The following is a 25,518-nucleotide window of genomic DNA, read 5'->3' as shown; positions in this document are numbered from 1 at the left end:
AGTGGTCATGTGACTTACTGCCCCTCACTGTTCGGGTTCCGGGGATCGGTGTACGGCTCCAGCTCGTCGGGCCGGAAGTAGTGGAAGCGGCCGTACCAGGCGTGCAGTTCGGCCGCGGGGTCGTCGTCGAGGGTGACGGCGAGGTGCACGCTGCCGTCCACGTCGTGGAAGACCGCCGCCACGCGTGCGGTCCGCCCGGCCAGGAACATGTCCTGGGCATCGGCGCCCCGGCCCCTGGGACGCAGCAGGACACGGCTGCCGCTTCCCACGGGCACGCCGTCGACGAGCACCGTCTCCGTGGTGGGGGAGAGGCCGTCGTCACAGCCCTCCTGCCACCAGGCGGGCCGGTCCACGCCGGGGCCCCCGGTGGCGGAAGGCCCGGCGGGAGCCAGCGAGCGGATGGCGCCGTGCAGCCGGGACAGGACCTCCGGCGGCATGTTGTCCACCCGGTCCAGGATCTCGGCGGCGCGCGGGTCGGTGGCGCGGGCCTCGCGCTTCTCCTCGTCGGTCAGGAGCATCGTCCGCAGGGTCAGGATCTCGTCGATCTCCGCCGCGTCGTGCAGGTCGCCCGGACTCTCGGGCGCGACCTGCGGACGGTCGGGCAGGATGATCGGCGCGGACAGCAGCACGGGGCCGGAGTCGCCGTCCGACGGCCGCGCGGGGTGCGCGGCGCCGGTGCCGGTGTCCGGGGCGGGCGGTGCGCCGCCGAGGACGGGGAAGGTGAACGCGTTGCGGCAGTCGCGGACGTGCTCCAGCAGGTCCGCGGGCGGGTCGGTCAGCGAGACGAACTCCACGCCCGTACCGCCGATGAGGGTGTGCGTGGCGATGAGCGCCTGGCGCAGCGCCGCGTCCCGCGGGGCCCGCGGGTCCGCCGCGTGCCCGGTGTTCTCGGTGCGCACGCGCAGCCGGACCAGGCCGTCCGCGAGCCGCTCGGCAGTGAGCGTGGTGTCCGCCCGGATCTCCGCGCGCCGCCGCACGATCCGCCCGGCGCCGGCGGGCAGCGGCTCGCTCTCCTCACCGGCCGCCGCTCCCACGGGGACGGTGTGCTCCCGCCGCAGCAGGTCCTCCAGCGGTACGACGAGGTCGCTCTCGCGCGGCACCGCCTCGTCGAAGGTCAGATGGGTCGTGCCGTCGCCGGTCCGCAGCGACTCGACGGGACGGTTTGCGCCGTCCGGGCCGGTCTCCTCCACCTGCTTGTGCTGCGCCTGGAGGTAACGCACCCGGATCCGCAGGACGGCGTCGGGCGCGTGGACCCGCAGCAGGCACTCGGTCCGCTGGTACCAGGAGTCGGAGGAGCCGGACACGCCGACCGTGACGGGCCCGTCGTGCTCCACCCAGTTCCGCGGCGCCAGCACCCCGAACTGCCACCGGACGCGGTTCTTGGGGGAGGAGCGGCGGTACGGATAGAGGAGGTAGCCCTCGTAGAGGACGGCGTCGGCGACCGCGCCCACCTGCTCGAAGGGCCGCCCGCCGGAGCCGACCGGCACGGCGCCGTCGCCGCCCACGGCACCCTCGACCACAGCATCCGGCATCTGGCTCTCCTCCGACTCGCAGGTTCGCCATGCCTTCCACCACCCACCCACCCCTCACGCGCCCTCTCCCCCTCCTGCCCAGCGCTGTTGGGCCGTCCGGGGGAGCGGCGGCGGTCGCCCGGGAGTTCGCTCAGCCCGGCAGGCGCGGCACGCGCAGGGCCAGCAGCGCCACGTCGTCGTCGTAGCCGTCCTGGCGGCCGAGCAGCGCGTCGCACAGCGCGTCCAGCGGGGCGGCGGCCAGGGCGGCGGCATGGTCCGCCAGATCCCGCAGGCCGGCGTCGATGTCCCGGTCGCGGCGTTCGATCAGGCCGTCGGTGAACAGCAGCAGGGTGCTCTCCGGGGGCAGCGGGTGCCGGTGGTCGGGACGCGGCAGGCCCGGCTCCACGCCGACCGGGATACCGTGCGCGTCCGGTGCGAGCCACTGGGCCGTGCCTTCGGCGGTGATCAGCAGCGGGGGCGGGTGCCCGGCGTTGGTCCAGCTCAGAACGTACCCGGCGGCCGGATCCCGCTCGATGCGGGCCAGGACCAGGGTGGCGGCCGGCGGCTCGTCGACCACGGTGAGCGCCAGGTCGAGCCGGTCCACGATCAGGCTGGGCGGCCCGCACCGGTCGAAGGCCAAGGCCCGCAGCATGTTGCGGATCTGCCCCATCATGGGCGCCGCCTCCACGTCGTGCCCGGTCACGTCACCGACGACGACGAAGACCGCCCCGTCGGGCAGTCCGAGGGCGTCGTACCAGTCACCGCCGAGGTGGGGAAGCTCGGACGCCGGCTCGTAGCGGGCCTCCACGAGCAGCGGGGACAGATCGGGCAGCACCGGCAGCAGACGGCGCTGGAACTGCTCGGCGGACCGCTTGAGCCGCCCGTACAGGCGGGAGTTCTCGATGCTGACGCTCGCGGCGCTGGCCAGCGCGGTCAGCAGGGCCTCGTCGGCGTCGGCGAACGGCGTGCCGTCCTCCTTGTCCGCCAGGTAGAGGTTGCCGTACACGGTGTCGCGCACGCTCAGCGGGACGCCGAGCAGCGTGGTCATGACCGGGTGGCCCTCCGGGAAGCCGACCGAACGGGGGTCGGCGGCGATGTCGTCGACCCGCAGCGGCTTGGGATCCTCGATCAGGCGGCCCAGCAGCCCGTGACTCTGCGGCAGCCCGGACTCGGCCAGGAGCCGCTCGGCGTCGACGGCGCCGGCGGTGATCAGGTCGATGATCTCCCCGCCCTCGCCGAGCACGCCGAGGGCGCCGTAGCGCGCGTCGACGAGGTCGGTGCCCGCCTGCACCAGATGCCGCAGCACGGTGCGGGTGTCCATGTCGGCGCTGATGGCCACCACCGCGTCCAGCAGGCAGTGCAGCCTGCGCCGGTCCAGGCTGAGCTGCCGGATCTGGGCGCTCAGCTCCTCGACGGCCTCGCCACCGCGCGTCCGGCCGCCTTCCGGGGCCGCGCCGGTCCCGTGGCCGGCCGCCTCTTCGGGCTCCGGTCGCCGTGGATCGTCCGACATGGGGCACCTCCCGGCAGGGCCGGTGCTCGGCGGTGCGCGTCCTCACTCACCGTACGGGCCCCCGCACGGCCACCTTACGCCGAGCGGGGAGGCGGCGGCCTTTCCCGCCCGCCACGAGCCGGGGAGGGAAAGCCCGAAGGCGGCGGCGCACCGGCGTACGCTACGGAACTGCCCAGCTCAGGTCCCCTCGTGAGGAAGAGTCACCGTGATGCAGAAGATCTCCCTCGACGCCCTCGCCCGCGAGCATCTCGGACGCGCCGAGTCGTCCTCGGCCGGCCGCAGCGCGGAGACCGTCTACGGCGGTCACGAACACGTGCTGCGCCAGACCCTCATCACCCTGCGCGCCGGCACGGCCCTCGCCGAGCACGACAACCCCGGTGAGGCGACCGTGCTGGTGCTGCGCGGGCGCGTGGTGCTGCGCAGCGGCGACACGTCGTGGGAGGGCATGGCGGGGGACCTGCTCATCGTGCCGCAGTCCCGGCACAGCCTGGAGGCCGTGGAGGACGCCGCAGCCCTGCTGACGGTCACCAAAGCGCCCTGACCAGCCAAATCTCCGTGTCCCCCCGTCGCGGACGAGGGGCGGAGGGACACGCCCCGCACAGCTCCGAGCCCTGATCCCCGCTCCCTCGTCCGCCGCACGTATGCCTCGCGGCCGCTCCGGGTACCCGAACGGCGCCCGCGACGAGATGAGGAGCGCGCGATGGCTCCCGCGAAGCAGAGGACGGCGGCGTCCGCAGGCGGCGGACGACGGACGTCGGCACGTGCCACCAAGCGGTACGACGCGATGCCCGAACTCGACGGCGAACCCGATCTGCTCGGTCAGTACCTGCGCCAGATCGGCGCGACACCGCTGCTCGACGCGGAGGGCGAGGTGCGCCTCGCCCGGCGCATCGAAGCCGGCTTGCAGGCCACCGAGGAACTGAACCAGGCCGACGAGGACGGCCGTGAACTCCCGCCGGAGCGGCGGCGGGAACTGGAGGCCGCCCTGCGGGACGGCCAGGAGGCCAAGGACCACATGGTGCGGGCCAACCTCCGGCTCGTCGTGGCCATGGCCAAACGGCACGCACACCGCGGGCTGCCACTGCTGGACGTCATCCAGGAGGGCAATCTGGGGCTCATCCGGGCCGTGGAGAAGTTCGACCACACCAAGGGGTTCAAGTTCTCCACCTACGCCACCTGGTGGATCCGCCAGGCGATGGAACGCGGCCTCGCCACGCACGCGCGTTCCGTGCGGCTGCCGATGCATGTCGTGGAGCAGCTGCAGAAGCTCGCCAGGATCGAGCGCAAGCTGCAGCTCCGCCTCGAACACGAGCCGACCGTCGAGGAGGTCGCCGGCGAGAGCGGCCTCGCCGAGGACAAGGTCGTCTGGCTGCGCCGCGTCGGCCGGCAGGTGATCAGCCTGGACATGCCGGTGGACGACACCGGAGAGACGGTGGTCGGCGACCTCATCCCCGACACGGAGGTGCTGCAGGCCCCCGAGGTCGCCGAGTACCAGGCGCTGGCCGAGGAACTCCGGGAGGCCGTCGACACCCTGGCACCGCGCGAGGCCCTCATCCTCAGCCTGCGGTACGGCCTGCACGACGGTCACCAGCGCACCCTGCACGAGGTCGCCCAGCACGTGGGCCTGACCCGGGAGCGCGTACGCCAGCTGGAGAAGCAGTCACTGGCCCAGCTCAGGGAACAGGAGCCGGGTGAACGGCTCCTGGCGTGGGCGGGCTGAGGCGCCCGGGCGGAACGGTGCGCCCGGCACGATCGCCGGGCGCACCGTTCCACTTCGGCCACCGCGACGCGCGGCGGCGGCCGTCACCAGCGGTACCAGCGGCCCCTGCGGCCGCCCGCGCCCTCGGACCGTGCGACGAAACCGAGCAGCCACAGCACGAGCACGATGATCGCGATCCACCACAGCGCCTTCAGAGCGAACCCGGCGCCGAAGAGGATCAGGGCGAGCAGGAGAACGAGCAGCAAGGGAACCATGTATATCCACCTCCGGACCTTCGAATGCCCGGCCTGCGCGGGAACACACCCTCGGAATTGCGGTGTTTCCGCACGTGAAGCAGGGGAACTCGTAAATGCTGCCCGCGAGTCGGCCGGCGTGGCCGGACGGGGTCGGACAGAGGACGGCTTCCGGCGTCGAGCCGGAGCCGGCCCGGGTGCGCGGATCTCCGGAGGCAGAGGTGACGGTGCGTCGTATCGGCCTGGTCGTCCATGGCGGGCGCGGTGAGGCCGCGGCTGCCGCCCGCATCGTGCGCGAGTGGTGCGACGAGCACGGCGTGGGATGCGCGGACATCGACGTGTGGCACGACGGAGGGCGGCGCGGCGCCCGGGAGGAGATCGAGGCAGCGGGCGATCCGGACCTCGTCGTCACCCTGGGCGGTGACGGCACGTTCCTGCGCGGTGCCCGGCTGGCCGCCGTGAACGACGCCCTGGTCCTGGGCGTCGACCTCGGCCGGGTGGGTTTCCTCACGGAGGTGCCCGTTGCGGTCGTGCGCGCCGCGCTGGACGCCGTCCTCGCGGAGCGCCTCACCGTGGAGCACCGGATGATGCTCAACCTGCGCGCCTCGCGGCGCCTGGAGGTGCCGGCCGACATCGAGGAGCTGATGCGCTACGGCCACCGTCCGCTCCTGCCGCCACCGCGGGTACGCGCCGACTGCCAGGCCGGCGGTGACTGGGGCATCCCGCTGAACGTCACGGCGCTGAACGACGTCGTGCTGGAGAAGCTGGCCCGGGACCGGCAGGTGTCCGTCGGCGTCTACCTCGCGGGCCGCCTCCTGGCGTCCTATTCGGCCGACGCGCTGCTGGTCGCCACCCCGACCGGCTCCACGGCCTACAGTTTCGCCGCCGGTGGCCCGGTCGTCTCGCCCCGCGCGGACGCCCTCGTCTTCACGCCGGTCGCCCCGCACATGGTCTTCAACCGCTCGGTCGTGGCGGCGCCGGACGAACCGATCGGCCTGCGCGTCCTGGAACGCTCGGGCCAGGCCGCCGTCACCATCGACGGCCAGTTGCGCGGTGTGCTCGATCCCGGCGACTGGATCGGGGTCTACGCCGCGTCGCGCCGGCTGCGGGCCGTCCGCCTCGGTCCCATGGACTTCTACGGCCGTCTGCGGGAGCGCATGAACCTCACCGACGCCCCGGCCGCGGTCGCCGACGGCACCCCGGCCCCCTTGTGGCCGGTGACGTCGCCGCGACCGGCCGACCTCGCCCACCTGGCCCTGCCGGCCCGCCCCGGTGAGGTCTCGTGGGTCACGTGAATCCGCGGTGGACCGTCCCGGCCGCCGCTCAGGTGCGGGGCTCGGTGGGGAGGCGGTGGGCGGCGAGCGCGGCGAGGTCGTCGTCGAGGCGTCCGTCGCTGTAATCGAGCAGATCCGCGTGCAGCCGCTCCAGCAGCGTGCCCGGCGGAAGGCCGGTCCAGGGCCGGACCCGCTCGGCGAGCGGGTAGAAGGCGCCGGCGGAATCGCGGGTCTCGGTCACGCCGTCGGTGTACAGAAGCAACGTGTCGCCCGGCCGGAAGGGCACGACGTCCACCCGGTACCCGTTGCCGAGCAGCCCGCCGAGGTTGATGGGCGGCGAGGGCTCGGTGGGTTCCAGCTCGCCGACCCGGCCGCCGCTGACCAGCAGCGGAGGCGGGTGGCCGCAGTTGACGAGACGGACGACGTGCTCGTCGTCGGGGATCTCCGCGAACACCGCCGTCACGAAGCGCTCGGCCGCCTCGGCGCCGGGAAGCTGCTCGGCGTAGCGGCTCATGCTGCGCTCCATGCGCCGGGCCAGACCGGCCAGGTCGGGCTCGTCGGGCGCGGCCTCGCGGAAGGCTCCGAGCACCGTCGCGGCCGTCTCCACGGCGACCAGTCCCTTGCCGCGGACGTCGCCGACGAGCAGCCGCACCCCGTGCGCCGTCGGCACCGCCTCGTACAGGTCGCCGCCGATCTGCGCCTCGGCCGCCGCGGAGAGGTACAGGGTCTCGATGGAGACCTGGCCGAGCCGGTGGGGGACCGGGCGCAGTAGGACGCGCTGCGCGGTCTCGGCCACGGAACGCACCGTGGCCAGGGTGTACTCCCGGCGCGCACGGTGCCAGGCGAGGATCGTGCCCAGGATGCCCACCAGGAACGTGCTGATGTAGTTGGCCACGTAGTGGCGGTCCCAGAGATTGCCCACGGTGCGGCCCGCGCAGCAGGGGGTCCCGGCCAGGACGCCCTCCAGGACGATGGCGAACACCGCGACGGCGGCGACCACGCGGGGGCCGTACCCGAAGGCGGCCACCAGCGGCAGGGCGGTGAGTACGAAGCTCACGGGCCACAGCGCCGGGGTGACCGGCTCGACGGCGAGGACCACCACGACGTAGACGACCGGCAGCCAGCGCAGCCACAGAGGCTGGGCCGGCACCTGCGACCGCCCCCTCGGCTCGCGCGGGCGGCGCTCCTCGCGGAAAGACTCAGGCGGCCTGTTCACAGGTACTCCCGGCGGGCTTGATCAAGAGGACCAGCCTGCTGCGCCGTACCGTCACCGCCTCGGCATTGCTCCAGGCAAGGGCATGTCAGCGAGGCCGGCAGTCATCGCGTGCGGGCACGACCGGGGCGCCGCGCGAGACGCGCCCCGGTCGTGCGTGACGTGGTCCGGCCCGGTCAGGACGCCGTGCAGGCTCCGAGCGTCGGTGTGGAGCTGTTGCCGTTCTTCGCCGCGGTGAAGCCGAAGCTGGTCGAGGCGCCCGCCGCGAGAGTGCCGTTGTAGGAGGCGGCGCGCACGGTCATGACGTTGCCGCTGCTGTCCCAGCTGGGGGTGCCGTTCCACAGGCTGGCGACCTTCTGCGGCGAGGCGAAGGTGAGTGTCACGGTCCAGCCGTTGATCGGGGCGGAGCCCGCCTTCACGGTGACCTCACCGTTGTAGCCGTCGTTCCAGTCCGAGGTCCTGGCGAAGGAGACCGTGCAGGTGGCGTTGCCGCCGGGGTTGCCGCCGTCTCCGCCTCCGGTGCTCGAGCCGCCGAGCGCGGCGAGGGCCGCGTCGTACGCGGGCTTCTTGCCGTAGTTGGAGTCGAACAGCAGGGGAGTGCCGCTGCTGCGCCACGAGTACTTGTCGGTGACCCCCCAGACGGTGAGGCCCGTGCAGCGGGTCACCGCGAGGCAGGCCTTGACGACGTTCGAGTAGTTGTTGGCCTGGGCGGTGCCGGAGCCCTCGATGTCGAGCTCGGTGATCTGCACGTCCACCCCGAGGTCGGCGAAGCGCTGCAGGTTGGCCTGGTAGTCGGACGGGACGGGGGAGGCGGGGTTGAAGTGGGACTGGAAGCCCACGCAGTCGATCGGCACACCGCGGGACTTGAAGTCCTTGACCATGGCGTAGACCGCGTTGCTCTTCGCGTTGACACCGTCGGTGTTGTAGTCGTTGTAGCAGAGCTTGGCGTTCGGGTCGACGCTGCGGGCCGTGCGGAAGGCCTCCTCGATGAAGCCGCTGCCGAGCTTGTCCGCGAACGGGGAGCTGCGCAGGGCTCCGCTGGAGCCGTCCTGGTACGCCTCGTTGACCACGTCCCAGGCGTAGATCTTGCCCTTGTAGTGCTGCATGACCTGGGTGATGTGGTTGTTCATCGCCGAGCGCAGGTCGGTGGCGCCCAGGCCCGAGACCCAGGAGGGGAGCTGGGAGTGCCACACCAGCGTGTGCCCGCGGACCTTCATGTTCTGGCTCTGCGCGTGGCTGACGATCTGGTCGGCGTTGCCGAAGGTGAAGGTGTTGCGGGAGCCCTCGGTGGCGTCCCACTTCATCTCGTTCTCGGGCGTTACCTGGTTGAACTCACGGTCGAGCGTGCCGGCGTAGGCCGATTCGCCGAGGTGGTTGGCGGCGACGGCGGTACCGAAGTAACGGCCCTTTCCGGCCGCGGCGGACCCCAGTGTGTCGGCGGCCGCGGCGGTGTGCGACAGGGCCGTGACGGTGGAAGCGGCGAGCAGGACGGCCGTGAACGCCTGCGCCGCCCGTTTGGGCATGGGCATGCCATCTCCGTTTCTCGAAAGTTTCGCTGTCAAGGTCGAATGTGACGCGCAGGTTACGAACAGATCGGGGGTCGGTCAACGGTTCGCGCACGATGGACTGCGGGATGGCCGAAGCTTGACCTCCCGCTATTTCTCTGGGAGTTACGGGTGGCTCCAGTGGTTGACGCGGCGGTGCGACACCTCTAGCGTGACGCGGCGCCTTCCCGAAATCGATGCGAAAGTTTCGAAACAAAGGATGCCGACATGCCCCGAACCCGAAGAAGGCCCGGACTCCGCACCTTGCTGACGGCCCTGCTCGCGGGTGTGACACCCCTGCTCGCGGCACTCCTGCTCGCCGCGCCGAGCGCCCACGCCGCCTCGCTGACGGAGGTGACCGGATTCGGCGCGAACCCGAGCAACCTGCGCATGTACGTGTACCGCCCGGACAGCGCCCCGGCCCGTCCGGCGGTGCTTGTGGCCGTGCACTACTGCACCGGCTCCGGGCCCGCGTTCTACTCGGGCACCGAGTTCGCCTCGCTCGCCGACCGGTACGGCTTCCTCGTCGTCTACCCCTCGGCCACGCGCAGCGGTGGCTGCTTCGACGTGTCCTCGCCGCAGGCCCTCAAGCGCGGCGGCGGGAGCGACCCGGTCGGCATCATGTCGATGGTCACCTACGCCCAGCAGCACTACGGCGCCGACCCGGCGCGCGTCTTCGTCGCCGGCGCCTCCTCGGGGGCGATGATGACCAACGTCCTGCTCGGCGACTACCCCGACGTGTTCAAGGCCGGCGCCGCCTTCATGGGCGTGCCCTTCGGCTGCTTCGCCACCACAGACGGCTCCGAGTGGAACAGCGCCTGCGCCAACGGCACTGTGATCAGGACACCGCGGCAGTGGGGCGACCTGGCCCGCGGAGCCTATCCGGGCTACACCGGCCCCCGGCCGCGCATGCAGGTGTGGCACGGCACCGAGGACACCACCCTGCGTTACCCGAACTTCGGTGAAGAGATCAAGCAGTGGACCGACGTCCTGGGCGTGAGCCAGACCCCCGCCTTCACCGACCACCCGCAGTCCACCTGGACCCGTACGCGCTACGGCGGCACCGGCACCCAGGCTCCGGTGGAGGCCATCAGCATCCAGGGGACCGGCCACACCCTGCCGACCTCGGGCATGGCCGCCCGTGCCATCTCCTTCTTCGGGCTGGACTCCACGACCACACCGCCGCCGACCGACCCGCCCACCACACCGCCGGCGGGCGCCTGCCGGGTGGCGTATACGACCAGCGCCTGGAACACCGGGCTCACCGCCTCCATCACGGTGACCAACACCGGCACCGCGCCGATCGACGGATGGGCGCTGGCCTTCACCCTGCCGGCCGGCCAGACCATCACCTCCGGCTGGAACGCCACCTTCTCCCCGGCGAGCGGCGCTGTCACCGCCCGCAACGTCTCCTACAACTCGGCCCTGGCCCCCGGAGCCTCGACCACCCTGGGCTTCCAGGCCAACCACACCGGGAACACCGGCAGCCCGGCGTCCTTCACCCTCAACGGGGCCGCCTGCCAGGTGAGCTGAGCGGCCATGCGGACGCGCCCCGCCACCCCCACGAAAGCGGTCGTCGGGGCGGTCGGGGCGCGGGGCGGCCGGACCCGGCGGCTCTCGCCGGGGCCGTGGATTCCGCGGGCCTCAGAGAGAGGGGCCTGCGTCCTCGGGGCGGATCCGGCCCCGCCAGGCCCCCGTCTCGCCTCCGTGCTCCTCGATGTACTGCTTGAAGCGCTTCATGTCCCCCTTGACGCGCCGGTCGATCACGCCCAGTATGTCCCCGGCCGTCTCCACGGGGCCGCTGGGCTCGACCTCCATGACCAGTTCCACCCGGGTGTGCGTGTCGTCGACACGCTCGAAGCGGACCGAGCCCTTCTGCCGGGTGTCACCGGTGGTGCTGCGCCATGTGATGCGCTCGTCGGGCAGCTGGTCGACGATCTCGGTGTCGAACTCCCGCCGCACACCTCCGATCTTCGTGGTCCAGCGGTTGTGGCTGTCGTCGAGCTGCCTGACCTCCTCAACGCCCTCCATGAACCTCGGGAACTCCTCGAACTGCGTCCACTGGTTGTAGGCGGCGTGGACGGGGACCTCGACCTCCACTGTTTCCTTGACCGTGCTCATCTGCGCCTCCTGTCTCGCGGACCGGCGGCGGGACGGGTGTCCCGCCGCGCAATGGCAGGGGCGACGAGTACCCACAGGAGCCCGGTTCACGACCCCTTCGGCGCGGGTCAGCCGAGCTGCCCGGTGCGGGCGGACCGCCACAGGTCGACGCCGCCGTCGGTGGCGTACTTGTCGATCTCGGCGAGCTCCTCGGCGCTGAAGTCCATGCGGTCGAGGGCGGCCACGTTCTGCTCGAGCTGCTCCACCCGGGAGGCGCCGATCACCAGGGAGGTGACGCGCTCGTCGCGCAGCGCCCAGGCGAGCGCCATCTGGGCGAGGGTCTGTCCGCGGCGGGCCGCCATGTCGTTCAGGGCGCGCAGCCTGCGCAGCATGTCCTCGGAGAGCCAGGCGGTGTCGAAGGAGGTGCCTTGCGCGGCGCGCGAGTCCTCCGGCACGCCGTCCAGGTAGCGCCCGGTCAGCAGCCCCTGGGCCAGGGCCGTGAATCCGATGACGCCGAAGCCCTCCTCCTCCGCGGTGTCGAGCAGCCCCTCGTTCTCGATCCAGCGGTTGACCATGCTGTACGAGGGCTGGTGGATGAGCAGCGGGGTGCCCAGTTCGCGCAGGATGGCGGCGGCCTGCCGGCTGCGCTCGGCGTCGTAGGAGGAGATGCCGACGTACAGGGCCTTGCCCTGGCGGACGGCGGTGTCCAGGGCGCCCATCGTCTCCTCCAGCGGCGTGCTCGCGTCCAGCCGGTGGGAGTAGAAGATGTCGACGTAGTCCAGGCCCATGCGCTTGAGCGACTGGTCGAGCGAGGCGAGCAGGTACTTGCGGGAACCACCGCCCTGGCCGTACGGACCGGGCCACATGTCCCAGCCCGCCTTGGTGGAGATCACCATCTCGTCCCGGTAGGGCGCGAGGTCCTGCTTCATCAGACGCCCGAAGTTGATCTCCGCCGAGCCGTAGGGCGGGCCGTAGTTGTTCGCCAGGTCGTGATGGGTGATGCCCAGGTCGAAGGCGCGCAGGGCGATCTCGCGCTGGGTCTCGAAGGGCCGGTCGTCGCCGAAGTTGTGCCAGTAGCCCAGCGAGAGGACGGGCAGGTCGAGCCCTGACTGTCCGGTACGGCGGTAGCGCATGGTGCCGTGGTAACGCTCAGCATCCGCGACGTAGGTCATCGGGAGGTCTCCGAGTGGTGCGATGAGGGGGTGTCTCCCCGGGATCGGGGGGATGCCCCCACCTTGCTCCAGCATGATCCTGAAGTCCAACCGCTTCGTTCCATCGGACTCAGCGCCGGTGCTTCTGAATCGGGCGTACCGGGGACGCCTCAGGAGTCGCGCGGCGGCGCGGTGAGGTGCTCGCCGAGCTGCTCGACGAGTTCACTCATGGTGTGCCCGACGAGCCCGGCGTCCGCGTCCTCGGTGGTGATCACTGCCAGATGCGCGCCCTCGCCGGCCTCGACGATGAACAGCACCCCTCCGTAGAACTCGGTCATCGCCGAGCGGACGCCGCCGGTGCCGTCGCCGAACTCGACGGACGCGCCGTGCGACAGGGACTGGATACCGGCGGCGATCGCGGCGAGCTGGTCGGCCTGGTCGGGGGTGAGCTCCGGGGTGCGGCACAGCTTCAGTCCGTCGCGGGACAGCACGAGTGCGTGCCGCGCGCCCGGGGTCCGCTCCAGCAGCCCCTCCAGGAGCCAGGTGAGCTTGTCGTCGGCGGTGGTCTGGCCGGTCATGAGGTGGTGTCGCCTTCCTGGGGCAGAGCCTGGCACTCGCCAGTTACACGTGTTGTCAACTGCCGGTCACTATACGGAACTTGGTGATCATGTTGGCAAGCCCCGGGACGAATCTCCCCGGTGACGTCGTTCAGTTGGGGGCCTGGGCCTGCACCATGCGGCCGAAGCGGTGAGCGGTGGGCGCGGCGGGGACGCGCCGGATCGCGATCAGGGCCACGTCGTCGTCGAGACGCCCGCTGGTGTGGGCGAGCAGGTCACGCTGGACGTGGTGGAGCAGGGACTCCGGGGAGCCGTCGGCCCACCGGGCCGTCCGCTCGACCAGCGGATAGAAGACACCGCGGCCGTCACGGGCCTCGACGGCGCCGTCGGTGTAGAGCAGCAGGGTGTCGCCGAGGTCGAAGGGCAGCACGTCGACCACGGAGCCGTTCGGGTCGGTCAGGCCCACCCCGAGCGGCGGGGCGGGGCTGAGGTCCGGCATCGTCACCGATCGGTCCGGTCTCAGCAGCAGCGGTGCCACATGGCCGCAACTGGTCAGCCGCACGATCGGTTCGTCGTCCGGGATCTCGATCAGCAGGGCGGTGACGAAGCGCTCCCCGGCCTCTTCCTCCGGTTCGAAGTCGGACAGATAGCGGGTGATGCTCCGCTCCAGGGAGGCGGCGAGCGAGGGCAGGGCGGCGTGGTGATGGGCGGCCTCGCGGAAGGCGCCGAGCAGCAGGGCCGCCTCGCCGATGGCGGGCAGCCCCTTGCCGCGTACGTCGCCGATCATCACCCGGGCACCGTTCGGGGTGCGGGCGGCCGCGTAGAGGTCGCCGCCGATCGACGCCTCGTCCTCGGCGGCCAGATAGAGGGAGGCGAGCTGAAGCGGGCCGAGCCGGGTCGGCAGGGGCCACAGCAGCACCCGCTGGGCGGCTTCGGCGACCGACCGGACCTGGGCCAGCTCGCGGGCGCGGCGGTCGCGGACCGCGCACAGGGCCACGACCAGCAGGGAGAGCACCGCCAGGGCGATCATCTGCACGAACACTTCCCGGGACGGCAGGAGGCCCAGCCGCCAGCCGGCGAACCCCTGGGCCGCCACCGCGGCGGCGCCGACGACCCCGGTGAGCCAAGGTCCCTCGAACCAGGCGGTGATCGCGGGAGCTATCACCAGCAGTGGCCCGAGCACGATGTCGGACGGGGCCACGATGTCGGACACGGTGATGAGGACGATGAGCGTGACCGGGATCAGCAACAGTATGTGGCCCGACTGCCGCCCCTGGGCCCGGTCGGCGAAACGCCCCTGCCAGGAACTCACGCCTACCACAGTGCACCGCTGCGGCATGGCGTGCGAGCGCAGTCACCCGGTTCACCGGCCGGGTACCGCACCCCGTCCGGCCGCCGCGGGCCCGTCTCGCCGCCGTACGGCCCGGCGGCCGGCGCGCGAGAACGAAGGCCCGGGAGTGCCCTTGGCGCCGGGCGCCTGTTCGGGTGGCACGCGCCGCCCGGCATCGAGCGGGCGCGCGCGGCTCGCCCGGAGCGAGGGCCGTCCGACGTGGACTCGGTGCGGCGTTCGCGCCGGCGACCGGGCGGCCCGGCGGTCTCGGGGGCAGGCCTCGGTATGGAAGGACGCCGTGTCGGTTCGTTCACCATGCCATCGCGTCCAGAAGTGCCTCCTGGTCCGGCTCCGGGGGACCGTCCAGGCTCAGTTCCGCCCAGATCACCTTGCCCTGCGGCACGTAGCGCGTGCCCCACCGGTCCGCGAAATGGGAGACCAGGAACAGGCCCCGGCCGCCCTCGTCGGTGGTCGCCGCCCGCCTGAGGTGCGGCGAGGTGCTGCTGCCGTCCGACACCTCGCAGATCAGGGTGCGCCCGAGCAGGAGCCTGACCCGCAGCGGCTCGGCGCCGTAGCGGATGGCGTTGGTCAGCAGCTCGCTGAGCACCAGCTCCGTGGCGAAGGAGGAATCCTCCAGCCCCCAGTCGTGCAGCCGACGGGTGACCTCCCCGCGCACCCGGGAGACCGCCTCCACGTCGAACGGCACGTCCCAGACCGCCACCCGCGAGGGATCGAGCAGCCGTGTCCGGGCGACGAGCAGGGCCACGTCGTCGCTCGGGTGGTCCGGCAGCATCACCTCCATCAGCGCCTGGCAGGTCTCCTCCGGCGTCCGGTCCGCGGGCGCGACGGTCTTGGCGAGCACGGACAGCCCCTCGTCGACGTCCCGCCCGCGGTCCTCGACCAGACCGTCGGTGAACAGCACGAGCCGGCTGCCCTCGGGCAGGCTCAGCTCACCCGACTCGAACGGATGCCCGCCCACCCCCAACGGCGGCGCCAGGGGAAGATCAGGGAAGGTCACCCGCCCCACGGGGTCCACCACGGCCGGCACGACGTGCCCCGCGCGGGAGATGGCGCAGTGCCCGCCCACCGGGTCGTAGATGGCGTACAGACAGGTGGCCCCCGTGACCGCGGACACCTCGCCGTCCGCGCTCGCCGTCTGGGTGTCAAGCCGCATCACCATCTCGTCCAGATGACCCAGCAGCTCCTCGGGCGGCAGGTCCAGGGACGAGAAGTTCAGCACCGCCGTGCGCAGCCGCCCCATCGTCACCGCCGCGTGCAGCCCGTGCCCCACGACGTCGCCGACGACCAGCGCCACCCGGAAACCGGGCAGGGGGATGACGTCGAACCAGTCACCGCCCACACCGGACTGGGCCGGCCGGTACCGCCACGCCACCTCGAGCGCGTCCTGGTCGGGCAGGTCCCGGGGGAGCAGACTGCGCTGAAGCGTCACCGCCATCGCGTGCTCGCGGGAGTAGCGGCGCGCGTTGTCGATCGCCACCGCCGCCCGGGCCACCAGCTCCTCGGTGACCGCGACGTCCTCCTCCTCGAACCGGGGCGAGCCGGCGCCCCTCCAGAAGTTGACCATGCCGAGGAGCACACCCCGCGCCCTCAGGGGCACGGTGATCAGCGAATGGATGCCGTGGTCGAGGACCCGGACCGCGCCCTGAGGATCCCGGGACCGCCAGTCCTGTGCGTGGTGCAGGTCCGGTACCAGCACCGCCTTGCCGCGTTGCAGCGCCGCCCCCATCGACGTGCCGGCCACCACGAACTGGATGAGGTCGCCCACCGGCTGGAGCGGGCTGCGCGCGTCCGCCTCGTGCAGCGCGGTCCGGCGCATCCGGTGCATCGCCCCGGTGGGCTCCTCTCCGTGCAGCACCGACTCCAGCAGCTCCACGGTGACGATGTCCGCCACCCGCGGGACCGCCACCTCGGCGAGTTCCTGCGCGGTACGCCGTACGTCCAGCGTCGTGCCGATCCGCACCCCGGCGTCGTACAGCAGCGTCAGGCGTTCCCGCGCCAGCTCCGCCCGGCCCGACAGGGCCCGCAGCTCGGTGGTGTCGCGGAAGCTGGCCACCAGGCCCGGCGCGGTGCCGTACGGGGTGGTGCGCCGGACGTTGACCGCCAGCAGCCGGTCCCCGGCCGGGAACACCGCGTCGGACGCGACCTCGCCGGACTTCAGCAGCCGCGTCATCTCCGGTCCCAGGCCCAGCTCCGTGACGTGCCGCTGGTCGGCGTCGCGAGGGAGGTCGAGGAGCCGCCGCGCCTCGTCGTTGGCGAGCAGCACCCGTCCGTCGGCGTCGACTATCAGTACACCCTCGCGCACCGCGTGCAGCACGGCGTCGTGGTGCTCGTACATGCGGGTCATCTCGGCGGCGCCGAGACCACGGGTCTGGCGGCGCAGCCGCCGGGTGACCAGGAAGGTTCCTCCGGTCGCGAGCACCACGGCCAGCGCCGCCGCGTCCAGCACCATCGGGATCTGCTGGTCCAGCAGGTGCCCCAGGGTCTGGTACTCGATCCCCGCGGTGACGATGCCGACCACGTGCCGGCCGGCGCCCTCCACGGGCACCACCGCGCGTACGGAGTCGGTCGGGCTTCCGTGGAACGTCTCGGTGAAGGTCCTGCCCGCGATGGCGCGGCCGATCGCCTGGGCCGGAGTGCCGACCAGCCGCGGCTCCGGGTCGGTGAGCCGCACGCCGTGCCTGTTCAGCACGGAGATGTAGTCGACGCCGGAACTCAGCTGCGCCTTCTCCGCCGGGATCTTCAGCAGCGCCGACGGATCGGGCGACTGGAGGGCCACCGCCGTGCCGGGTGCCTGGGCGAACGCCTCCGCGACGGCCAGGGAGCGCGCCTTGGCGATGTTCTCCCCGTCGTACCGCCGCTGGAGCACCACGGCGGTGGCGGCCGCGGCGACGAGCACCAGGACGACGATCACCTGCAACAGGAAGACCTGCGCGGCCACCGTGCCGGGCCGCCAGGACGGTGGAAAACGGAACCCGGCGGCGCTCCGGGCCGTCCAGGTCATCGGCAGGCCGCGCACCTGAGCGTCCGCCCGACGCTCACCGAACGGTGGTTGCGCTGCGCTCCGGGACTGGCGGGTACGACCGACCATGTTGTCAGTTCTAACACCGTGCTTCCGTGCCGGGCGACCGGTATGTCTGCTCCCTTCCTATATGGATCGGTCAAGTCCTGCGGAGATCGGTGATTTTGCCCAGATGTCACCGGGAAGGGGTTGTTCTGTCCAGATCGTCTTGCCGGAGCCGGTGTACCGGGTGCCCCAGCGCTGGGCGAGCTGGGCGACCAGGAACAGGCCCCGTCCTCCCTCGTCCGTGCTGCGCGCGCGCCGCAGGTGCGGGGAGGTGTGGCCGCCGTCCGAGACCTCGCAGATCAGGGTGCTCTCGTGGATGAGCCGCAGAGCGATCGGCCCGTGGGCGTGCCGGATGGCGTTGGTGACCAGCTCGCTGACGATCAGCTCGGTGGTGAAGTCCAGCTCGTCGAGGCCCCACTGGGACAGCCGGTCGCTGACGTCGTCGCGCACCACGCGCACGGCCGACGGGTCGGCGGGCACGTCCCAGGACGCCACGCGGTCGGAGCTCAGGACGCGTGTGCGGGCGACGAGGAAGGCGACGTCGTCACGCGGCCGGTCGGCCAGCAGGGCGCGGACCATGACGTCGCAGATCTCCTCCAGCGGCCGGTCGGGGTGGGCCAGGGCGAAGCACAGCCGCTCGATCCCGACGTCGACGTCCTGTTCCGCCGCCTGGATCAGCCCGTCGGTGTAGAGGGCGACGACGCAGCCCTCCTCCAGCGGGATCTCGGCCGACTCGAACGGCAGGCCGCCGAGGCCCAGGGGCGGGCCGGCGGGAATGTCGGGGAACTCCACGGGCTCGGTCAGGTGCGCGACGGCCGGGCTGGGATGTCCCGCGCGGGCCACGACCATCGTCCGGGCGATGGGGTCGTAGATGGCGTACACACACGTCGCGCCGGCCGCCGCCGGGCCCTCGGCGGCCGCCTCCGCCTCGTCCGACAGGCGCATCACCAGGTCGTTGACGTGCGCCAGCAACTCGTCCGGGGACTGGTCCAGGTCGGCCAGCGTCTGCACGGCCGCGCGCAGCCGGCCCATGCTGGCCGCGGCGTGCAGGCCGTGTCCGATGACGTCGCCCACCACCAGCGCGACCCGGGCGCCGGAGAGCGGGATGACGTCGTACCAGTCCCCGCCCACCCCCGACTCCGCGTCGGCGGGAAGATAGCGGTGGGCGACCTCGACGGCGTTGTGCCGGGGCAGGTTGGGTGGCAGCAGGCTGGTCTGGAGGGTGAGCGCGGCCTCGTGCTCGCGGGCGTAGCGACGGGCGTTGTCCACGCACACGGCGGCTCGTGCCACCAGGTCCTCGATCAGGAGCTGGTCGTCCTCGGTGAAGGGATCCGGGTTCTCCCAGCGCAGCAGGGTCACCACCCCCATCGTGACGCCGCGGGCCCGGAGCGGCAGCACCAGGTGCGTGTGCACGCCGAACCGGTTGATCCCGGTCCACCGCACCGGGTCGTCGGGCAGCCAGGGCGTCCCCGGGCCGAGGGCCTCGCGGCTGGGCTCCCCGGTGGCCAGACACCGGTTCTGCAGCGACCCGGACGGGTACCGGATGGGTTCGCCGACCTCGGCGATCACCACGGGCAGGTCCGGCCGGATCGACAGATGGGCCGCCCGGCGCAGCGTGATGGGGCCGTCCGGGGAGCGGGTGGGCGGCCCCTCTCCGGTGGTCGCCACGTCCAGGAGGTCGATGGCCGCGAAGTCGGCGAGTTGCGGGACGGCGACCTCCGCGAGTTCCTGGACCGTCCGGCCCAGGTCCAGTGTGGTGCCGATGTGATCGGCGGCGGCGTTCAGCAGCACCAGCCGCTCGCGGGTGGGGTCGGGGGCGGTGACGTTCCGGGCGGCGTAGCAGAGACCGAGCGTTCCGCCCACCGCGTCGTGCAGCGGGAAGAAGGAGCGCGGCCGGGCACGCTCACGGCCGGCCGGCCCCGGCCTGCCGCGCCGGGGCGCCGCGTGGGCCACGGTCACCTGCCGCTGCCCGGAGACCATCCCGCGCCGTGCATGCCGCGTCACGACAGCCGAGCCCCGCTTCACACGGGCACCGGCCGGGGCGGCGCCCGCCGGGGTGGCGCCGGGAGTGGCGGGGCCGGGGGCGCCGGAACCGGCAGGCGCGGTGGGGGCGGGCGGGGCGCCGGTTGCCTCGGAGTCGGCCGGGGTGGCGCGGGTCGCGTCGGCGCCGGTGGGGGCAGGGCCGGTGGGAGCGGTGCCGGCCGGGGTGGTGCCGGGAGTGGCGGGGCCGGTCGCGGCGGAGTCGGCAGGGGCGGGGCCCGTGGGACGGGTGGCGGCCGGGGCGGCCGCAGCCAGGAGCAGCCAGTCGCGACGGTCGCCGGCGGTGAGCAGCGGGCACACGCGCACGGCGAGCCGCACCGCGTGGCCCACGCGGTCGCGGACCGTGAGCACCGCGTCCCCGGCATGACCGCTCCGGCACAGCCGGGACATCGCGGCCGTCGGGTCGCGGCCGCGCAGCAGCGCCCGCGCGGGATGCCGTACGACCTCGGCGGCGGAGTAGCCGAGCAGGTCCTGGGCTCCCAGGCTCCAGTAGGTGATCAGCCCGTCGGCGTCGACGACCGCCACCGCCGTGGTCGTGCTGAACGGATCGCTCGGACTAGTACCGGTCGCGCCGTTGATGCCCATGCCTTCATCCTCATCCACGGGCAGGACCCCCACCAGCCAGGACCTCCACCGGCCGTGTAGCCGTCGGGACCGGTGCACCGCCGCCCGGGAAACGGGTGGCGTGGAGGCGTGCGGGACCGGTGTGGCCAGGGCCTCTCGTTTGGATCAGGCCGGATCCAAACGAAAGACCCTAGGCCCCCGCCCCCAGCGCCTTCAGCGGCCCGTCGGTCAGCCGGTACACCGTCCACTCGTCCTGCGGGCGTGCACCAAGGGCCTCGTAGAAGCCGATCGCCGGCCGGTTCCAGTTCAGGACCGACCACTCGAGGCGCTCGTACCCGCGCTCGACGCACACCCGGGCCAGTTCCGTCAGCAGGGCCCGGCCGTATCCGCCGCCGCGGGCCTCCGGGCGGACGTAGAGGTCCTCCAGGTAGACGCCGTGCACGCCCCGCCAGGTGGAGAAGTTGAGGAACCACAGGGCGAAGCCCACCACGTCGCCGTCCGCGTCCTGCGCGATGTGCGCGAACGCCGCGGGGCGCTCGCCGAACAGTGCCTCGGCGAGCTGCTCCGGGGTTGCCCGTACCTCGTCCAAGGCCTTCTCGTACTCGGCCAGTTCGCAGATCAGGGCGTGGATGACGGGGATGTCGGCGGGGGTCGCGGTGCGAATCATGGGCGCAGTCTCACACACCGCGCCCCGCCGTCGGGCAGCAGGTGCGGATCAGACCGCGGGCGCCGGGTAGGTCGGGTACTCCACCCCGGAGACGTACTGGACGACGCGGATGACCTGGCAGGAGTAGCCGAACTCGTTGTCGTACCACAGGTAGAGGATCGCGTTGTCGCCCTCGACCTTGGTGGCGCCGGCGTCGACGATCGAGGCGTGGCGCGAGCCGATGAAGTCGCTGGAGACCGCGTCGGGAGCGCTGGTGAAGTCGATCTGGCGCTTGAGCGGCGAGGTCAGCGACACGTTGCGCAGGTAGTCCAGGACCTCCTCGCGGCTGGTCTCGCGCGCCAGCTGCAGGTTGAGGATGGCGATCGAGACGTCCGGCACCGGCACGCGGATCGAGCTGCCGGTGATCTTCGCCGTGAGGTCGGGCAGCGCCTTGGCCACGGCGGAGGCGGCGCCGGTCTCGGTGATGACCATGTTGAGCGGCGCGGAGCGGCCGCGGCGCTCGGCCTTGTGGTAGTTGTCCAGCAGGTTCTGGTCGTTGGTGAACGAGTGGACGGTCTCCACGTGGCCGCGCAGCACGCCGTACTCGTCGTCCATCGCCTTCAGCGGCGGGACGATCGCGTTGGTGGTGCAGGAGGCGCAGGACAGGATCTGCTCGTCCGGCTTGATGGTGTCGTGGTTGACGCCGTGGACGATGTTGGGGACGTCGCCCTTGCCCGGCGCGGTCAGCACGACCTTGTCGATGCCGGGGCGCAGGTGCCTGGACAGACCCTCGCGGTCGCGCCACTTGCCGGTGTTGTCGATGAGGATGGCGTCCTTGATGCCGTACGCCGTGTAATCGACCTCCGACGGGTCGTTGGCGTAGATCACCTTGATCGCGTTGCCGTTGGCGACGATCGTGCTGTTCGCCTCGTCGACGGTGATCGTGCCCTGGAACTGGCCGTGGATGGAGTCACGACGCAGCAGCGAGGCACGCTTGACGATGTCCTGGTCACCTCCCTGGCGGACGACGATGGCGCGCAGCCGCAGACCGTTGCCGGAGCCGGCCTTCTCGATGAGCAGGCGGGCCACGAGCCGGCCGATGCGGCCGAAGCCGTAGAGGACGACGTCGCGTCCCTCGCGGCTCTCGATCTTGTTGGCCCCGGTGGCGCCGGCGACGGCCTCGGCGGTGAACTCCTCCACCGACAGGCCGCGGGCGTCCTCGCGGTACGTCGCGGCCAGCATGCCGATGTCTATCTGGGACGGCCCGAGGTCGAGCGTGGTCAGGGCCCGCAGGAAGGGGAGCGTCTCGGTGACGGACAGCTCCGCACCGGCGATCTGGCGGGCGAACCGGTGGGTCTTGAGGATGCTCACCACCGACTTGTTCACCAGGGAGCGGCTGTGGAGGAGGACGGTGACGTCCCGCTCCCGGTGCAGCTTCCCGATCATCGGGATCATCGACTCCGCGATCTCTTCGCGGTGCTTCCAGTTGGTGAACGAGTCGTCGTTGACAGTCACAGATCTATCTTTCGAGCTAGGCGGCGCTCATATGCTAACCCCACGGGTTGTTGATCATGACAGAGGGCCGTACCCGCTGTCGTGCGGGGTACGGCCCACGGTCGGAAAGCCTCTGTGACCAGGTCCCTTCGGTGCGTATGGGTTACGGGTCGGGTGCGCGCCCGGCGTCATCGTCACCGGCGCCTGCGGCGGGTCATTCCGACGGTGAGCCCCATGGCGGCGAGCCCCAGCAGGGCCGTGATCGCGCCCACCCAGGCGTTGTTCCAGATGATGCCCGCCCGGGAACCGTGGGCCGCGGTCACGACCCAGGGGGAGATGATCAGCCACACGCCGAGCGGGGCGACGATCCATGCCAGTCGGAACATGCGCTCGGGGGCCAGTGTGAGGCCGAGACCGATCAGGGCGACGGTGATGCCGATGATCAGGTTGTTGACGGCGAGATTCGGCTGGGCGGCGAAGTGCACCACCCACGGGGAAATCGCGGCGTAGACACCGGCCAGGACGATCGTTCCCTCGATGATGATCGCCCGGTTGCTGGCGGCGGTCCGTTCGAGGCGTTCTCGCATCTCGGCGATCTCCGGGTGCGAGCTCATGCCGGTGGAGTGCTGCGGATACGACATCGCTGCCGTCTCCTCTCCATGAGATTGCCAGTGTGGAGTTCTCCTACAGGACCAAATTCCCCCTTATGTCGCGTTTATATCTGCATGCCCCTATTTGCGTGGTGAGTTGCGTCACAGTGGGGGCCCTCCGTGGTGAGTACGGAACGGTCCGTCCGTGGGGAGCGCGCAGCCGTCTGCCAATCTTGTCGGGCGTGCGTCAAGAAAACGCCGATGACGTGCGCGGACCAGGGGACAGGGGAGGGCGAGTGACGGGGCCAGAGGTACCCGACGAATATCTGGCGGGGTACGTGCAGATCCTGGCCGACGTCTGCGCCACCGGACGCCGTCTCACCCGGGACGAGCTGGACCTGCTGCGCGCCCATGGGGAACGGGCGGCGGAGGACGGCCACGGACTGCGCCGTCTCGTCCGCCGGCACCTCGCCGAGGCGAGGGCCTTCGCGCCCGCGCTGGCGTCCGCCGGCGTCGAACAGGTGCTCACCGCGGTGGAGCAGGCCGTCGACGCGTTCGCCGAGGGCCACGACCGCGCGCAGAAGCTCGCCATGCGCAAGGAGGAGGCCGCCCGCCGGGAGTTCATCGACGACCTGCTCTACGGCCGCAGCGACCTCGGGCGGCTGGGCGAACGCGCGGAACGCTACGGGCTGCTCTTCTCCCGTGCCCACGCGGTGGCCGTGGCTCAGGGCGGGGATCCCGTCGACGACACGCACCCGGCCGCCCGGTACGTCGAGAGCGAGGTGGTCGCCCGGTTCGGTGACCGGCGCATCCTGCTCACCACCAAGGACGGCCGGCTCATCTGCATCGCCCCGGGCGACCACGACGACGTCCTGGCGTTCTTCGCCAAGCAGGCGTACGCCTCCACCGAGGGCGGCCGGGTCGCGATCGGGCGCCCCCACCCGGGCGCCGGGGGAGTGGTCCACTCCTACGAGGAGGCCCTCAACGCGCTGGAACTCGCCGACCGGCTCGATCTCCAGGATCCCGTCCTGCGGGCCGCCGACCTTCTGGTCTACCCCGTGCTGACCCGCGACCGGCAGGCCATGGCCGACCTGGTCCGCGACATGCTCGGCCCGCTGACGGCCGCCCGCGGCGGTGCCCAACCGCTCCTGGACACGCTGACGGCCTACTTCGAGGCCGGCTGCACGGCCGCGGCCGCGGCCCGCCGCCTCAACCTCAGCGTGCGCGCCTTCACCTACCGCCTGGAGCGCATCCACAAGCTGACCGGAGCCGACCCGGCCGACCCCGTGCACCGCTACACGCTCCAGACCGCCGTGATCGGCGCGCGCCTCCTCGGCTGGCCCACCGCCGAACTCTGACCGGCCGGCGGAGGAGCGGCGGCCGCGCGAGGCGGCATGGTTTCCCGGCCCTGACCGAGGCAGGCGGTGGCGTCACCGCCCTTGGCCAGGGCGGTGGCGTCTCGCGCTCGACCCGTGTGGCACTGGCGCCTCGCACCTGGCGCTCCACCCGTGCGCCGGCGGCGCACCGAACCCGGTCAGTGGCGTTACCTCGCTCGGTCCGGGCGACAGCATTGTCATGCCCAAATCCGATTCGATGCGTCCCGGCCGCCTGCCGGCGGCGCCGTTCACTCCACTGACCGTCATAACGAGCGGTGCCGCTCGACCGGTGTGAGCCTGGTGAGGGATTCGGTGGGTGCGTCGCGCCGCCGTGGCCCGGAGGACCGCGCGTCCTCCCCGGCCGGTCCGGCCGGTACCGCGACGTCCGTCCCGGCATGCCGCGGTCCTCGGGCCGCCGGCTGCGACCGACTCCGCCACCGACTCCATGGGAGGCCGACGACATGACGACCCAAGGCGGCACCGCTGCAGTCAGCCGGGAGCCCGCGAAGCCCGAGGAACGCCCGGGTCTCGACGAGATCACCATCCTCTGGATCTCCGAGGGCATGAGCTGCGACGGCGACACCGTCTCGCTGACCGCGGCCGACCAGCCCTCCATCGAGGACGTGGTCCTTGGGCTGATCCCCGGTCTGCCGAAGGTGAACCTGGTCAACAAGGTGCTCTCGCCGAGCCTGGGCGGCGAGGACTTCCTCGCCCCCTACCGGGCGGCGGCACGCGGTGAGCTGACCCCGTTCATCCTGGTCATCGAGGGCTCGATCCCGAACCAGCGGATCATCGAGGGGGACGGCTACTGGACCTCGTTCGGCAACGACCCCGACACGGGGGAACCGCAGACGCTGAACTGGTGGATCGACCAACTCGCCCCCCGCGCCTGGGCGGTGGTGGCGGCCGGCACCTGCGCCACCTACGGCGGCATCCACGCGATGGCGGGCAACCCGACGGGCTGCATGGGGCTCGCCGACTATCTGGGCTGGGACTTCAAGGCGGAGAGCGGCCTGCCGGTGGTCAACGTGCCCGGCTGCCCGATCCAGCCGGAGAACTTCATGGAGACCCTGATCTGGGTGCTCTACCACGCGGCGGGATCGGCACCGCCGCCGCCGCTGGACCACATGCTGCGCCCGCAGTGGCTGTTCGGCAAGACGGTCCACGAGGGCTGCGACCGGGGCTCCTACTACGAGCAGGCGAGCTTCGCCACGGACTACAACTCGCCCAAGTGCCTGGTGAAGACCGGGTGCTGGGGGCCGGTCGTGAACTGCAACGTGCCCAAGCGGGGCTGGATGGCGGGCATCGGCGGATGCCCGAACGTCGGCGGCATCTGCATCGGCTGCACCATGCCGGGCTTCCCCGACGCGTTCATGCCGTTCATGGACGAGCCCCCCGGAGGAACCCTGTCGTCGATGCTGGTCAAGCCCTACGGGGCGGTCATCCGGCGACTGCGCGGCCTGACGAACGACATGGTGAACCACGAGCCCAAGTGGCGCCACAACAAACGCAAACTGACCAGCGGATTCGACCCGCGCTGGCGTCCCTGAAGGAACGAGGTCCAGACCGAGATGACGACC

At 72.0% G+C, this 25,518-nt stretch carries 20 protein-coding genes; 6 read left to right on the top strand and 14 right to left on the bottom strand.

Annotated features, from left to right (window positions below; genetic code table 11):
* Positions 1–14: 14 nt before the first annotated feature.
* Together ACIOWN_RS33325 and ACIOWN_RS33320 are read right to left on the bottom strand one after the other, a co-directional pair.
* Positions 15–1,532, bottom strand: a complete 1,518-nt coding sequence (locus ACIOWN_RS33325; protein ID WP_401984297.1) for a hypothetical protein — start codon at positions 1,530–1,532, stop codon at positions 15–17.
* A gap of 130 nt (positions 1,533–1,662) precedes the next feature.
* Positions 1,663–3,021 carry a GAF domain-containing SpoIIE family protein phosphatase gene (locus ACIOWN_RS33320; RefSeq protein WP_362357622.1) on the bottom strand — a complete coding sequence of 453 codons (1,359 nt, stop codon included), beginning with the start codon at positions 3,019–3,021 and terminating at the stop codon, positions 1,663–1,665.
* Between the two features lie 208 nt (positions 3,022–3,229).
* On the opposite strand from ACIOWN_RS33320, the gene ACIOWN_RS33315 reads away from it, so the two are divergent.
* Both ACIOWN_RS33315 and ACIOWN_RS33310 read left to right on the top strand, forming a co-directional pair.
* Positions 3,230–3,562, top strand: coding sequence for a cupin domain-containing protein (locus tag ACIOWN_RS33315; protein WP_100572732.1), 333 nt, complete (start codon positions 3,230–3,232; stop codon positions 3,560–3,562).
* 243 nt (positions 3,563–3,805) lie between these two features.
* Positions 3,806–4,741: a sigma-70 family RNA polymerase sigma factor gene (locus tag ACIOWN_RS33310; RefSeq protein WP_362357652.1), complete on the top strand. Its 936-nt coding sequence runs from the start codon at positions 3,806–3,808 to the stop codon at positions 4,739–4,741.
* An 83-nt stretch (positions 4,742–4,824) separates the two neighbouring features.
* Here the strand turns inward: ACIOWN_RS33310 and ACIOWN_RS33305 are convergent, their stop codons facing one another.
* Positions 4,825–4,995, bottom strand: coding sequence for a hydrophobic protein (locus ACIOWN_RS33305; protein WP_326805696.1), 171 nt, complete (start codon positions 4,993–4,995; stop codon positions 4,825–4,827).
* Positions 4,996–5,195: 200 nt separating this feature from the next.
* On the opposite strand from ACIOWN_RS33305, the gene ACIOWN_RS33300 reads away from it, so the two are divergent.
* Complete coding sequence (locus ACIOWN_RS33300) at positions 5,196–6,269, top strand: NAD(+)/NADH kinase (RefSeq protein ID WP_362357625.1); 1,074 nt, start codon at positions 5,196–5,198, stop codon at positions 6,267–6,269.
* A 28-nt stretch (positions 6,270–6,297) separates the two neighbouring features.
* Here ACIOWN_RS33300 and ACIOWN_RS33295 read toward each other — a convergent pair whose 3' ends face one another.
* Together ACIOWN_RS33295 and ACIOWN_RS33290 are read right to left on the bottom strand one after the other, a co-directional pair.
* Positions 6,298–7,398: a PP2C family protein-serine/threonine phosphatase gene (locus ACIOWN_RS33295; RefSeq protein WP_401984296.1), complete on the bottom strand. Its 1,101-nt coding sequence runs from the start codon at positions 7,396–7,398 to the stop codon at positions 6,298–6,300.
* A gap of 239 nt (positions 7,399–7,637) precedes the next feature.
* On the bottom strand, positions 7,638–8,990 hold the full coding sequence (locus ACIOWN_RS33290; RefSeq protein WP_362357628.1) for an endo-1,4-beta-xylanase: 1,353 nt from the start codon (positions 8,988–8,990) through the stop codon (positions 7,638–7,640).
* A 243-nt stretch (positions 8,991–9,233) separates the two neighbouring features.
* Between ACIOWN_RS33290 and ACIOWN_RS33285 the strand changes: the two genes are divergently transcribed.
* Complete coding sequence (locus ACIOWN_RS33285; RefSeq protein ID WP_362357630.1) at positions 9,234–10,538, top strand: PHB depolymerase family esterase; 1,305 nt, start codon at positions 9,234–9,236, stop codon at positions 10,536–10,538.
* A 111-nt stretch (positions 10,539–10,649) separates the two neighbouring features.
* On the opposite strand, the gene ACIOWN_RS33280 is transcribed toward ACIOWN_RS33285, so the two are convergent.
* The 9 genes from ACIOWN_RS33280 to ACIOWN_RS33240 all read right to left on the bottom strand — a co-directional run bounded on the left by ACIOWN_RS33280 (position 10,650) and on the right by ACIOWN_RS33240 (position 22,613).
* Positions 10,650–11,126, bottom strand: a complete 477-nt coding sequence (locus ACIOWN_RS33280) for an SRPBCC family protein (RefSeq protein ID WP_362357632.1) — start codon at positions 11,124–11,126, stop codon at positions 10,650–10,652.
* 107 nt (positions 11,127–11,233) lie between these two features.
* A complete protein-coding gene (gene mgrA, locus ACIOWN_RS33275) occupies positions 11,234–12,277 on the bottom strand; it encodes an L-glyceraldehyde 3-phosphate reductase (RefSeq protein WP_362357634.1) in 1,044 nt (347 codons plus the stop codon).
* A 149-nt stretch (positions 12,278–12,426) separates the two neighbouring features.
* Positions 12,427–12,834 (bottom strand): roadblock/LC7 domain-containing protein, encoded by a 408-nt coding sequence (locus ACIOWN_RS33270; RefSeq protein ID WP_100572724.1) that lies wholly within the window; start codon positions 12,832–12,834, stop codon positions 12,427–12,429.
* 130 nt (positions 12,835–12,964) lie between these two features.
* Positions 12,965–14,152, bottom strand: coding sequence for a PP2C family protein-serine/threonine phosphatase (locus tag ACIOWN_RS33265; RefSeq protein ID WP_401984293.1), 1,188 nt, complete (start codon positions 14,150–14,152; stop codon positions 12,965–12,967).
* A gap of 301 nt (positions 14,153–14,453) precedes the next feature.
* Positions 14,454–17,252, bottom strand: coding sequence for a SpoIIE family protein phosphatase (locus tag ACIOWN_RS33260; RefSeq protein WP_401984292.1), 2,799 nt, complete (start codon positions 17,250–17,252; stop codon positions 14,454–14,456).
* Between the two features lie 57 nt (positions 17,253–17,309).
* A complete protein-coding gene (locus ACIOWN_RS33255) occupies positions 17,310–19,853 on the bottom strand; it encodes a SpoIIE family protein phosphatase (RefSeq protein WP_401984291.1) in 2,544 nt (847 codons plus the stop codon).
* Between the two features lie 169 nt (positions 19,854–20,022).
* A complete protein-coding gene (locus ACIOWN_RS33250) occupies positions 20,023–20,499 on the bottom strand; it encodes a GNAT family N-acetyltransferase (protein WP_362357642.1) in 477 nt (158 codons plus the stop codon).
* 48 nt (positions 20,500–20,547) lie between these two features.
* Complete coding sequence (locus ACIOWN_RS33245; protein WP_362357644.1) at positions 20,548–21,993, bottom strand: glyceraldehyde-3-phosphate dehydrogenase; 1,446 nt, start codon at positions 21,991–21,993, stop codon at positions 20,548–20,550.
* A 173-nt stretch (positions 21,994–22,166) separates the two neighbouring features.
* A complete protein-coding gene (locus tag ACIOWN_RS33240) occupies positions 22,167–22,613 on the bottom strand; it encodes an SPW repeat protein (RefSeq protein ID WP_362357646.1) in 447 nt (148 codons plus the stop codon).
* A 245-nt stretch (positions 22,614–22,858) separates the two neighbouring features.
* On the opposite strand from ACIOWN_RS33240, the gene ACIOWN_RS33235 reads away from it, so the two are divergent.
* Complete coding sequence (locus tag ACIOWN_RS33235; RefSeq protein WP_362357648.1) at positions 22,859–23,920, top strand: helix-turn-helix domain-containing protein; 1,062 nt, start codon at positions 22,859–22,861, stop codon at positions 23,918–23,920.
* A 479-nt stretch (positions 23,921–24,399) separates the two neighbouring features.
* Positions 24,400–25,488, top strand: a complete 1,089-nt coding sequence (locus ACIOWN_RS33230; RefSeq protein WP_401984289.1) for a hydrogenase expression protein HypE — start codon at positions 24,400–24,402, stop codon at positions 25,486–25,488.
* The last annotated feature ends 30 nt before the right edge of the window (positions 25,489–25,518 follow it).

It is taken from the genome of Streptomyces sp. NPDC087787 (genome assembly GCF_044743035.1).
Lineage (GTDB): Bacteria > Actinomycetota > Actinomycetes > Streptomycetales > Streptomycetaceae > Streptomyces.
The sequence above is the reverse complement of the archived record's forward strand: the minus strand, read 5'-3'. Positions and strand labels throughout refer to the sequence as shown.

What these genes read in the sequence shown, in the direction of transcription:
- ACIOWN_RS33325 (WP_401984297.1), bottom strand. Translation starts at nt 1,532, where the DNA reads ATGCCGGATGCTGTGGTCGAGGGTGCCGTGGGCGGCGACGGCGCCGTG.
- ACIOWN_RS33320 (WP_362357622.1), bottom strand. Translation starts at nt 3,021, where the DNA reads ATGTCGGACGATCCACGGCGACCGGAGCCCGAAGAGGCGGCCGGCCAC.
- ACIOWN_RS33315 (WP_100572732.1), top strand. Translation starts at nt 3,230, where the DNA reads ATGCAGAAGATCTCCCTCGACGCCCTCGCCCGCGAGCATCTCGGACGC.
- ACIOWN_RS33310 (WP_362357652.1), top strand. Translation starts at nt 3,806, where the DNA reads ATGCCCGAACTCGACGGCGAACCCGATCTGCTCGGTCAGTACCTGCGC.
- ACIOWN_RS33305 (WP_326805696.1), bottom strand. Translation starts at nt 4,995, where the DNA reads ATGGTTCCCTTGCTGCTCGTTCTCCTGCTCGCCCTGATCCTCTTCGGC.
- ACIOWN_RS33290 (WP_362357628.1), bottom strand. Translation starts at nt 8,990, where the DNA reads ATGCCCATGCCCAAACGGGCGGCGCAGGCGTTCACGGCCGTCCTGCTC.
- ACIOWN_RS33285 (WP_362357630.1), top strand. Translation starts at nt 9,234, where the DNA reads ATGCCCCGAACCCGAAGAAGGCCCGGACTCCGCACCTTGCTGACGGCC.
- ACIOWN_RS33280 (WP_362357632.1), bottom strand. Translation starts at nt 11,126, where the DNA reads ATGAGCACGGTCAAGGAAACAGTGGAGGTCGAGGTCCCCGTCCACGCC.
- mgrA (WP_362357634.1), bottom strand. Translation starts at nt 12,277, where the DNA reads ATGACCTACGTCGCGGATGCTGAGCGTTACCACGGCACCATGCGCTAC.
- ACIOWN_RS33270 (WP_100572724.1), bottom strand. Translation starts at nt 12,834, where the DNA reads ATGACCGGCCAGACCACCGCCGACGACAAGCTCACCTGGCTCCTGGAG.
- ACIOWN_RS33265 (WP_401984293.1), bottom strand. Translation starts at nt 14,152, where the DNA reads ATGCCGCAGCGGTGCACTGTGGTAGGCGTGAGTTCCTGGCAGGGGCGT.
- ACIOWN_RS33260 (WP_401984292.1), bottom strand. Translation starts at nt 17,252, where the DNA reads ATGGTCGGTCGTACCCGCCAGTCCCGGAGCGCAGCGCAACCACCGTTC.
- ACIOWN_RS33255 (WP_401984291.1), bottom strand. Translation starts at nt 19,853, where the DNA reads ATGGGCATCAACGGCGCGACCGGTACTAGTCCGAGCGATCCGTTCAGC.
- ACIOWN_RS33250 (WP_362357642.1), bottom strand. Translation starts at nt 20,499, where the DNA reads ATGATTCGCACCGCGACCCCCGCCGACATCCCCGTCATCCACGCCCTG.
- ACIOWN_RS33240 (WP_362357646.1), bottom strand. Translation starts at nt 22,613, where the DNA reads ATGTCGTATCCGCAGCACTCCACCGGCATGAGCTCGCACCCGGAGATC.
- ACIOWN_RS33230 (WP_401984289.1), top strand. Translation starts at nt 24,400, where the DNA reads ATGACGACCCAAGGCGGCACCGCTGCAGTCAGCCGGGAGCCCGCGAAG.